General features: G+C 37.9%; 7 protein-coding genes. 3 read left to right on the top strand and 4 right to left on the bottom strand.

Going from position 1 to position 11,624, the window contains the following annotated elements; translation table 11 throughout:
* Nucleotides 1-507: 507 nt before the first annotated feature.
* Nucleotides 508-2,274 (top strand): S8 family peptidase, encoded by a 1,767-nt coding sequence (locus tag AC07VK_RS23395; RefSeq protein WP_492963464.1) that lies wholly within the window; start codon nucleotides 508-510, stop codon nucleotides 2,272-2,274.
* 24 nt (nucleotides 2,275-2,298) lie between these two features.
* Here the strand turns inward: AC07VK_RS23395 and AC07VK_RS23390 are convergent, their stop codons facing one another.
* The 4 genes from AC07VK_RS23390 to AC07VK_RS23375 all read right to left on the bottom strand — a co-directional run bounded on the left by AC07VK_RS23390 (nucleotide 2,299) and on the right by AC07VK_RS23375 (nucleotide 6,624).
* Nucleotides 2,299-3,081: a polysaccharide deacetylase family protein gene (locus AC07VK_RS23390; protein ID WP_492963160.1), complete on the bottom strand. Its 783-nt coding sequence runs from the start codon at nucleotides 3,079-3,081 to the stop codon at nucleotides 2,299-2,301.
* 1 nt (nucleotide 3,082) lies between these two features.
* Complete coding sequence (locus tag AC07VK_RS23385; RefSeq protein WP_492956250.1) at nucleotides 3,083-4,015, bottom strand: glycosyltransferase family 2 protein; 933 nt, start codon at nucleotides 4,013-4,015, stop codon at nucleotides 3,083-3,085.
* On the bottom strand, nucleotides 4,012-5,196 hold the full coding sequence (locus tag AC07VK_RS23380; RefSeq protein WP_492963162.1) for a glycosyltransferase family 87 protein: 1,185 nt from the start codon (nucleotides 5,194-5,196) through the stop codon (nucleotides 4,012-4,014). Before AC07VK_RS23380 ends, AC07VK_RS23385 begins: the two co-directional genes overlap by 4 nt.
* A gap of 129 nt (nucleotides 5,197-5,325) precedes the next feature.
* On the bottom strand, nucleotides 5,326-6,624 hold the full coding sequence (locus AC07VK_RS23375) for a hypothetical protein (RefSeq protein ID WP_492963164.1): 1,299 nt from the start codon (nucleotides 6,622-6,624) through the stop codon (nucleotides 5,326-5,328).
* 174 nt (nucleotides 6,625-6,798) lie between these two features.
* On the opposite strand from AC07VK_RS23375, the gene AC07VK_RS23370 reads away from it, so the two are divergent.
* Nucleotides 6,799-9,864, top strand: coding sequence for a SusC/RagA family TonB-linked outer membrane protein (locus AC07VK_RS23370; protein WP_492963166.1), 3,066 nt, complete (start codon nucleotides 6,799-6,801; stop codon nucleotides 9,862-9,864).
* A gap of 10 nt (nucleotides 9,865-9,874) precedes the next feature.
* Nucleotides 9,875-11,611, top strand: coding sequence for a RagB/SusD family nutrient uptake outer membrane protein (locus AC07VK_RS23365; protein ID WP_492963168.1), 1,737 nt, complete (start codon nucleotides 9,875-9,877; stop codon nucleotides 11,609-11,611).
* The last annotated feature ends 13 nt before the right edge of the window (nucleotides 11,612-11,624 follow it).

Here is an 11,624-nt window from a genome sequence, read left to right as displayed (position 1 = left end):
CACGTGGGAGAGTAGGTCGGTGCCAGATCTTAAAAGAAACCCTTTAACAGCAATGTTGAAGGGTTTTCTTGGTTTATAGCCTTTTGTAAACCTCCTACTCTCAATTACCATTAAGCAGTTGAGAAAAGCCAGGCTATAGCTTCGCCCTGGTTTTCTTAATGGCCTTAATTCCTTAATGGTTAAAAACTGTAACGGGGCTTATTACTACCGTTAAGGAGTTAAGAAAAGTTAAGGGCCTGTTTACGCAGATCTCCGCTGAGTTTTACACTACTGGCCCAGGTTCAATAGCCCTGATGGCAGCGGAAATCGTTTTGGGCATAGGTAGCTTGTTTATCATAAGGGGTTTCCCAAAAGGATTGCAGCGTACAGCAGGACGGAACGCGACCTACATTTTACTGCTATTGCGCTCCAAAAACCGATTATTCTACTCTTGTTAAAAAATGTAAAATCTTTCAGCCTCCAGGTAATAAAACCGTATTATTGTAGTATTACGTACATATTATGATGATGAATGTGAACCTGAAGAAATTAACTTTTCTTGCTTTTATTTTGTGTATAAATTTTGGCGCTTTTGCACAGAGCAAGAATGTACAACTGCCTGCAAATTGGTTTAATCTCGATTTATTGGAGAATGGATATTTTGGTATCAGTACGGAGAAAGCTTATCGTGAACTTTTAAAAGATAAAAAACCTAAGCAAAATGTCATTGTGGCGGTAATTGATGGTGGAGTAGATACCAATCACCCAGATTTGCAGCATGTTTTATGGACGAATAAAAGAGAAATCCCAGGAAATGGAATAGACGATGATGGTAACGGTTATATTGACGATATCCATGGCTGGAATTTCATTGGTTCAAAAAAAGGTAATTTAGAATTTGATAATTTGGAATTGGTACGTTTATTAAGGATTTATACGCCTAAATATCAATCAACAACAAATTTAACACCTTTAGATAGTACTCAGAAGGAAGAATTTAAACTCTATAAGAAGATGGTGGGTGATTTTGGTAAGAAATACGAAGATGCCAGCAATACTTTTTCTGTTCTGATTGCCATTAACAAAGTTTTAGATTCTGTAGCCAAGATCAATAAAAAAGAGCTCCCGACGATGATAGATGTAGATCAGTACAAAGCCGATGATGAAACTGAAGAGCAGGTAAAAACAATCATCAGAAAAGGGGCTAAGGAGGATGGTAGTTTCGAGAAATTTTATAAAAACATAAAAGAGGGGTACAAGCAATACGATGCGATGCTGAAGTACAACTTAAACCCTAAATATGATATGCGTGCAGAACTGGTTGGCGATGATTATAGCAATCCTTATCAGAAAGATTATGGGAACAATGATGTAAAAGGCCCTGATGCTTTTCATGGTACACACGTATCGGGGATTATTGGTGCTGATCGTACAAATTCTGTAGGTATTTTGGGCGTAGCGAATAATGTGAGTATTATGGCCATTAGGGTGGTACCTACCGGGGATGAGCGTGATAAAGATGTTGCCAATGGTATCAGATACGCGGTTGATAATGGTGCTAAAGTAATTAATATGAGTTTTGGTAAAAGCTACAAGTGGGATAAAAAAGCAGTAGACTCGGCAGTAAAATATGCAGCACTTAAAGGTGTATTATTGGTGCATGCAGCCGGAAACGATAACCAGAATAATGATGTTGAAGAGAATTTTCCTAATAAGTTTTTCGACAGTAAAGAGGCTGAAACTTATAAAGAAGCCAATAAAAAACCTAGCAAGCCTGATTTTACCCCACCAAAGCCAATGACACAGAACAACGGAATGGGCATGAGGCCAGCTTATGACCGATCTGCATTAATAAAACCTGTACCCATCGACTCAGCAAAGTTTAACCTTCCCCATGCCAATAATTGGATCGAAGTAGGGGCAAGTGCTTATAAAGATGATGATAACCTGAAGGCTGATTTCTCTAATTATGGCAAATATAATGTAGATGTTTTTGCTCCGGGATTTTTAATCAGATCAACTGTTCCTGATAATAAATATGAAGAGGCTGATGGAACGAGTATGGCCTCCCCTGTTGTGGCTGGCTTAGCGGCCTTAATTTTAAGCTATTACCCAGACTTAAAACCAGCACAGGTAAGGGAGATTATCATGAAATCTGTTTCGAAAGTAACACACAAGGTGAAATATAAAAATGAAAAGGGGGAGAATGTTAGAACGCCTTTTAGCGAAATATGTGTTAGCGGAGGTATTGTTAATGCCTATAATGCACTTAAATTGGCCGAAACGTATAAATAGTTTTAAGTTTACAATTGGCAGTTATCAGTTTGAAGAAATAGTACTGATAAATTCCTGAAAGGTGCCAAAGGGATAATTTTTAGCCTTCATCCACGAAATAAGATTTTCTGTGCGTTCTGCCATTTTTGTGCCCGTGTTTTTTCTTACATAAGCTGGGAAACCAAAGCGGTCAAAATCTTCTAAATCGGTAAATTCCCAGGGGTGGAAATAGATATTCAGGTATTTATCTTTTTTGTATGTCCAGCTTGCTAATGTTTTGTAAATGCCTAAAGGCAGATTATGGAAAGACAGCCAAAATAACGGGAACCTAATTAATGGGCTTACGGAAGCTGGAATCTGTAGGACATTATTTTTGATGAAGTGTGTTCTGGATACATTAAAATTGTTGTATCGCCCTGGTAAATAGGTTGGATTAATGGAAGTATTATAAGTATATCCGGCTTTTTCAATTTCCTTTTCGTCAACAGGCATCATTCTGGCCATGCGGTAACCTGTAATTTCTTTGCCAGAGAGTTCTTCTAATTTTAGTTTCGATTGGAGAAGATGCTCTGGTTTAAAATCAGAATGATAGTAACCATGTGAGGCGAGTTCGTGCCCCGTTTCGGTAATCCTTTTAATCAGATCCGGAATATTTTCGGCAAAAGTAACCGTACAAAAAAAGGTAGCCTTCACTTCATATTTATCCAAAATATCTAAAATGGTAATGGTGCCAGCCCTCGAAATGGCAATCTGATCTTCGAATGAAATATTTTTTCCATATTCAAAAGGCATATCAAACTCTTCGATATCAAAACTTAACAGTACCATTTTATTTTTGGGGGATATTGGTTGAACGGATAATATAATTAGGGCGGTTTTTAGACTGCATAAACATTTTGCCTACATAAATACCTATAATGCCCAAGATAATGAGCTGTAACCCTCCAAAAAAGACAATAGTCATAATAACCGAAGCCCAACCAGAAACCTCTACATGATTTACAAATGCATAAATAATATAGGGTATGTACAATACAGAGGCAAAAGAAAGGATGAAACCCAGGTATACCGCAGAATATAAGGGTTTTATACTGAAAGAGGTAACGCCATGTAAGGCCAGCCTTAACATCTTTTTAAAGGTATACTTGCTATTCCCCGAAAAACGGGCTGCCGGGTTGTAACGAATGGCGAATTGCTTAAAACCAAGCCATTTGACCAGACCACGTAGAAAGGGCTCGTTTTCATGGAAATTCCTAAAAACGCTAACCACCTTTTGATCAAGTAGGCGGAAATCGGCTGCGCCCGGTTCGAGATCAATATCTGATAACCAGTTTAAGGTTTTATAGAATAGGTTTGATGAACTTCTTTTTCCTTTTGATAAATTTTTATCTTCTTCCCTGATGGTATACACCACCTCAAAACCTTCCTCCCATTTCTGCAGCATTTCCGGAATCAGTTCAGGAGGATGTTGCATGTCGCAATCCATCGAAATTACACAATCGCCAAAAGCATGGTCCATGCCTGCTTTAACCGCCAGTTGATGGCCAAAGTTTTTAGAAAACTCGAGGAAAAATATATTACCTGCTGTTGAGGCATAATCTTTTATTTTTTCGAGGGTATGATCGGCACTTCCATCATCCACCAGGATAATTTCATAACCGTAATTGATGGTCGAAAAAACTTTTTTAATACTTTCGGCTATTACAAAAATATTATCGGCTTCATTGTAAGCAGGGATTACTATAGAAACTAGTTTATTCATTTATCGGCAATCAGATAAGACTCAAAATCTTCTTTCATCATTTGATAAATTATGGTTAGCCAAATGATAACGCAAGGTAGGGCTTTAAGCGAATATAGACGAATAAATTCTTTAAACGACCTTGGGAAAATATCGGTTGGTGACAGGCTGGTTAATATAAATGCAAAAATAAATAAGGCTATTATCCATCCTTTTTTAGGGTTTTGTTGCACCGTAAACCAAATGGCAACACCTGCAAAAGCGATAATATAGGTTGGCGATTCAGAACCGCTGCTAAATATAACCGTAAAAATAAGTGTCGATGCCAATAACATTAACCTAAAGCCGAGGTGTTTATATTGCTTAATCCGTAAATAAGGCAAACCAAATAGTACAAGACCAACCAATAAAAATGGAGCATTGGGAATATTTATGTTACCTGTTGCCCGCCGTACAATACCCATCAAAGAAATATCCTGGAAGGAAGTTAATGATGCATTTAAATCATTTTTATGGGCAAGGGAATGGTACCAGTCGGTATATGATTGAATTACAAATGCCGGAGATGAAATAACCATAGGTAAAGCGAACAGTACCGCAAATGCAATAAAACAGCTTATGATAAATTTTAACTTGTTCTTACTAAAAAAGAAAAATGCCAGTCCAACAATTCCATATAGTTTAACCAAAGTACCAAAGGCGATAAAAAAAGCAGATTGTATTTCTTTCTTTTTAATAAGATAAGAAAAACTGAGTAAAATAATCCCTGTTAGGGCAATATTGAACTGAAAACTAAAGAGTGCAGTTAAGGCTTCGTGTGCACAGATCCAGGCAATAATAGTCCTTTTGTTTAACGATATAGGGAGACTGTAAATTCCCCAGAGCAGTATCGATACATTGGCTATATTCCAAAGGATACAACCTAAACCATCAGGTAATAGTGCAAATGGCGCAATAAAAACCGAAAACACAGGGCCATAGTGGTTACTATCTCGGTATTCGGAATAGTTATTGTACAAATTTTGAAGATCAATTGTATGCCAATATACATATTTGAAAATCAGATAATTATTGTAAGAATGATGGTGGTACTGTTTATAACCTGCTACAATAGCCAATAGCATATAAATGGCAATTACGCATTCCTTTTTTAATAGAAATGAGAACAGCTTGTTAAGATTAGCGTTTTTTGAGTTATTCATTATGATTTAGTGCCGCAATATAACCATTTTAACATTTTGCATAATCATCTATTCTTTTAATGATTCCCGTTACGGAAAATGCGAAAGTGCGTGAATCATCTTTCAAAAAAATGTAAAACGCTGGTTGGGTTAAAATCTTTCTCCTGTTTTTAAATCAGCCAGATTAAAGTTTTTGAAAGTGCCGATTCCGGCAAACATGATTTTAAAGCCCATCAGTTTTCCAATAGCCACTTTGTATTGAGTTTTAAAAATTTCTTTGTTATTGATAATCAGCGCCACATGTTGATTCCTGATCCGTAATTTTACCTTGCCACCTCCAGTAAGATCATAGCCGAGCTGTCTTAAATCATCTTTTTCTCCTTTTCTGGCCATTTCCGAAAACTTATATGAGCTCCAGGCAGTACATTCGGGCTTCATTATACTAAGGCTATGATTGCCTCTATCGCCAAAAACCGCAATATCAACTTGCGAGCAGCGTACTCCAGCTCTTTCAGCTGAAGTGATAATGTCTGCACCAAATTCGAAGTCATCGGCACTGATATGCGATGGTCTGACATTACTAAATGATACAAAAAAGGTTTTGTTAGTATCAACACCTGCAGTCGATAATTCTTTTGCTGTTACGTGATAATCACTTTCATCAACAATTCTCTTTAAAATTGGATATACCCTTGTTGTATCGTACAGCATCGTTGCAATAACATCCCATCCTTTACTTTGAAGATATACATAAGCCGTATCTATCGGCGTATTTTTGTGGAATAGAACAGGGAAGTATCTTCCAGGTGTTTCATAATAATGGTTAACAGCTGCATTTGTAGTTGCTGATCGTTTGGTTTTACCATCTCCAAAGTCGATGAAAAAAGTCGATGAATCATCAGGAATACTTCCTTTATAAGCCAATTTAAAGATTGCAGAATGCGGGCTTTTGCCTTCAGGATTTAAACAGGTTAATTTAACATTGTTTACCTCATCTTTATTATAAATGAAATAATAAATCCCAATAATAGCCATTACAACTACCGCTAATGCTAAATAGATATAACTCTTTTTCTTATTACTAATTTCCTTTGATTTTGAATCTACCTTATCGGGTACGGCAATTAAATCTACTTTTTCTGTAACAGGATTCAAAAGTTCGAACTCATACCAGTCTCTGAAACCGATAAACTGGGCAAGTGCATCTCTTGTTGCTTTTTGTGGGTAATAACGGGTAGGTTTTTTAAGTTTTCCGAAAATCCGTTTAAGCGTATTTTCACTTAAATGAACCTTGGTTTTTCGATGTAGTAAACCACTAAGTTTGATGTAATCGCTATTCTTCCATTCCAAAATGCTTTTTTCGCCAACTGCCTGTGCTACCTTTTTGCAGCAGATATCAAGCTGTTTAAAAAAAACAGAATTTTCAGCTTGTACAGACTCATCATTCATTTGGTTTAAGTGGCTGTTTTGTAGTTAGTTGCATTGTAAATAATATTGATAAATCTTTGTACAGATGCTTAACGATTTGGGATGTGAATCATTGTATAAATTTATTGGAGCAAAATGATTGTAAAAATCACAAGCTGCAAAACAAACTATTTTTTATAAAACTAACCAAATTTAATGAAAAAAAAATTACTCCTATTTGTGCTCTTTTTCTGCGCTTGCCATGCATTAAAAGCACAAACTAAATTGGTTACCGGAAAGGTAATTGATGCTGCTACCAAAGAAAGTCTTATAGGCGTTACAATTAGTATTCCCGGAGCAAAAACAGGTACCACAACTGACGCTAACGGACTGTTTAGCTTAAATGTTCCTAACGGTACCAATAAACTGTTGGTTACCTATGTCGGGTATCAGGAACAAACCATTTCAATAACAGGTACTAGTATTATCATCAGCTTAGTGGCCGACACGAAGAACTTAAATGATGTTGTAGTAGTTGGCTATGGTACACAGAAGAAAAAAGATTTAACGGGGGCAATAGCAACTGTTAGTGGACAAGACATTACAAACCGCCAAACCTTGCAAGTATCAGAAGCTTTGCAGGGCGCAGTTCCTGGTGTAAGTGTTACACGTAGCAGTTCGGCACCAGGGGCTGGCGCTACGGTACAAATTAGAGGTGTAACTACACTTAACACCAACGGCCCCTTAGTTGTTGTTGATGGAATACCAGTGAACAGCATGGATTTGGTTAACCCAAATGATATTGAATCGTTGAGTGTATTAAAAGATGCAGCTTCAGCCGCAATATACGGCTCCAGGGGTGCTGCCGGTGTAATTTTAATCACGACCAAGCGTGGTGCCACGGGTGCTTCGAGTATAGATTACAATTTCGAGTACGCCTTGCAAAAGCCAACAGCCCTGCCTGTATATGTAAATTCGCCAAAATACATGCGCTACTTTAATGAACAAGCTGTTAATGATGGTGCCGCAACAGGTCCGTATGCACAGGATGCGATTGACAATTTCGAAAAAAACAGATCAGCCACTCCAGATAAATTTCCTTTTGCTGATACCGATTGGCAGCACCTAATCATGACAAATAAATATGCTCCAAGAAAGCAACATGATTTGGTGTTTACCTCTGGGACTGAAAAGTTAAAAACAAAAGTTTCGCTGGGTTATCAGGATGTAGGGGCATTTTACGATAATTATAATTACGAACGTTATCAATTTAGGGTAAACAACGATATTAAAATCAGTAATAAATTTAGTGCAACTGCAGATTTGGCCTTTCGGCGTTTAAATAACCTATCTCCTGTTACTAATCCTTTTAGTGGCCAAACACCTATTTACGAAGCACGGGTGATGCCTCCAGTATATGCAGCTTACTATACAAACGGCGCTTATGCCCTTGCAAAAGATGGAAGAAACCCGTTAGCACAACTAAATGAAGGAGGCATAACTACCTCAAAATCTAACCAGCTTCAAGCTAGATTAGCGTTAAACTTTAAACCGATTGATAATTTAACATTGACTGCGGTTGTTGCGCCAACTTTCGACTTTAATAAGAGTAAGGCATTTTCAAAGAAAATCGCCTTTACCAATCCCGATGGTAGCCCGAGTGCGGCAAGCAACACTTCGCTTACCACATTAGACGAGGATAGGGATGAAATTTACCAAATTACCGGGCAACTTTTGGCTAATTACACCAAAACTTTCAATAACAAACATAATTTTAGCGCTCTGGCAGGTTACGAAAGCATTTATTCTAATGCTGAATCACTTAGCGCAAGCAGAGATGGCTTCCCTTTGTTAGATTTTCCTTATTTAACAGTCGGCTCAACTGCATTACGTGATAATGCTGGTGGTGCAACCGAGGAAAGTTTACACTCTGTATTTGGCCGTGTGGGTTATGATTTTATGGGTAAGTATCTTTTTCAGGCAAATTTAAGGTTAGATCAATCTTCAAGGTTTGCACCAGGTTTTAGAAGTGCAACCTATCCTTCGTTCTCAGCAGGCTGGGTGCTTTCAGAAGAAAAATTTATAAAAGAGGCAAAATGGATTAATTTCTTAAAATTGAGAGCATCCTATGGGGAGGTTGGAAACCAACGGATCAGTAATGGTCCTGGAGGGGCGCAAGTTTATTATCCTTACCAGGCCAATATTGATCTCAGAAATGTTTTATTCTATCAAAATGGTGTACTCGTTCCTTTAAGTTCTGGAAGCCAGACTGCCTATGCGGTGAATGATATCCGATGGGAAACCACACGCTCTACAGACGTGGGATTGGATGTCACGTTTTTAAACAATAGATTAAACCTTACTGCTGACTATTTCAAAAAAAGCACCAAGGATATTTTGTTGTTGCTTGATATTCCATTAAATATGGGCTACGATAAACCACAACAAAATGCGGGTATACTTGATGTAAGTGGTTGGGAGCTTGGCCTAAACTGGAAAGATAAAATTAACGATTTTACTTATAGTGCTAGTTTTAATATTTCTGATGCTAAAAGTAAAATAAAAAACATGAGTGGTACACGCCAAGAAAGTGGTAGTACTCTAGTTAATAAGGAGGGGAGCCAGTTTAACGAATGGTATGGTTATGTGAGTACAGGTATTTATCAAACGGCCCCAGCAGCAGGTACAGCAAAAACCAGCGCTGCAGTAACTGCTGGCGATATTGGTTATAAAGATATAGATGGCAATGGAATAATTAATGCTGACGATAGGGTGTTATTGGGCGGATCATTGCCCCGTTACCAATACGGTGGTAATATAAATTTAGGTTACAAAGTCTTTGATTTTGGTATTACCTTTCAAGGAGTAGGCAAAAAACTAAGCCGATTGAACAATGATATTGTGCGGCCTTTCCAGGAACAGTTTGGTAATTTCCCAACTTATTTAGAAGGCAATTTTTGGAGCAAAAGCAATACGACTGAGCAAAACCTGGCGGCAACTTTGCCCAGGTTAACCAATACGAATGCCACTAATAACTACGCTTCATCAGATTTTTGGTTGTTTGATGGTTCTTATTTCAGGTTAAAAAATGTTACGCTTGGTTATACTTTTGATCAATATAATGTTTTTCAAAAACTGGGGCTTAAATCTGTACGCCTATATATTTCTGCTAACGATTTCTTAACTGGTAGTAAATATCCTAAATATGCCGATCCTGAATCTGGCAATGCAAACTATCCTATCGTTACTACATTTCTAAGTGGTATAAGTGTTAAATTTTAATCTATACAAAATGAATAAGACCATCATATATACATTTTTGGCGATAGGCTTTGTTACCGCATCGTCATGCAAAAAACTTGATTTATCAGATCCATCCAGTCCTGCTACGGGCAGCTTTTATACTAACCAAAATGAACTGGAATTGGCGGTAAATGATTTATATCGGGTAGATTTTTGGACCTCAGCTAAGACTGCAACTGGTACATGGGAAGAATTTTTCTCTGATAATTGTTTTTATAGGGGTGGGTCAGGTGGTAATCCTGTTATAGCAGGTAGCCTGGCCTCTGATAATGCCAATGTACAAACCTACTATTTAAACTGTTATAAGGCCATTGCAAGGGTAAATACCTTCTTAGAAAATAAAGATCGGGCAGCAGCTAGTACACCTGCGGCTATTATCACCAGGTTAGAAGCAGAAATGCGATTAATCAGGGCATACCAATATACCAAATTAATAACTCATTTTGGTGATGTGCCTTTAAATACCAAAACGCTAACCATAGAAGAGGCAAAAAATATAAATAAAACCAGTAAAACTGATATTTATACTTTTTTAAAAGGAGAATATGAGTTTGCTATACAAAATTTGGCTCAAACTTATGGCACGGCTGTAAAAAGACTAACTAAAGGTGCAGCATTGGCCTTAGAAGCACGTACTGCTCTATATATGGGCGATTGGGAAACTGCCAGAACAGCATCGTTAGCGGTTATGAATTTAACAGGAGCTGGAGCGTATACATTGAACGCTTCCTATGATAACCTTTTCCAATTAGCTGGCGAGCAAAGTGCAGAAATTATATTCAGCATACCTAGAGACCAAACACAACAGGTATTTAGTGTACCAGATGACATCTTAACACGTAATGCTGGTGGTTTTGGTGCTACCTTGCCAACCCGAGAATTGGTAGATGCGTTCGAGTGTACAGATGGAAAACCAATTGATGAATCTTCTTTGTACAATCCATTAGATCCTTTCACCAACCGCGATCCACGGTTAATCGCTACCATAGTACCATTTTATAATAATACTCCTTCAACAGTGGTGCCGCGTACTAGTTACTGGTTAGGCTATAATTATAATCCACACCCCGATTCTGCACAGGTATGGAGCAATAAGTTAGGCCGAAAAGTAGCCAACAACGATACGCGTGCTGTCGCACCTTTTGCAAGTTTTACCGGTTTTGTATTTAAAAAAGGTGTATCTCAGAGTTGGTCTGATACACATAAGGAAGATAATGATGCCATCATTATCCGCTTTGCAGAAATACTACTTACTTATGCGGAGGCAAAAATTGAATTGGGGCAGGCTGATGCAACGGTACTAGATGCCATCAATAAAGTTAGGGCCAGGGCATATGGTGTACCTGTTACTCAAACGGCCTCTTATCCAACAATTACTACTTTAGATTTAACCCAACTAAAAAATGTGGTGAGAAGAGAGCGTAGGGTTGAGTTTGCTTTTGAAGGCCTGCGTTACATGGATTTGATTAGATGGAAATTGGCAGAAAAAGCACTCACACGTCCTGTTATTGGCTTACCAGATCCATTAAACCAAAATAGAGCGAAATGGCCTTTCCCAGGCGTTACACCATTAGATGACGATGGTATTGCCGATTATAGCGGTTTTGGCGCAGATGTTAAAGTTTTATTTCAGCGCAACTTTGATAAATCGAAACAATACTTATGGCCATTACCAGCTGTTGAGGTGAGGGCAAATCCTAAATTAACACAAAACCCGAATTACTAATAGATCACAGCCG

The organism is Pedobacter sp. GW821-FHT01D05 (genome assembly GCF_059422505.1).
This window is presented reverse-complemented; position numbering and strand designations above follow the sequence as displayed.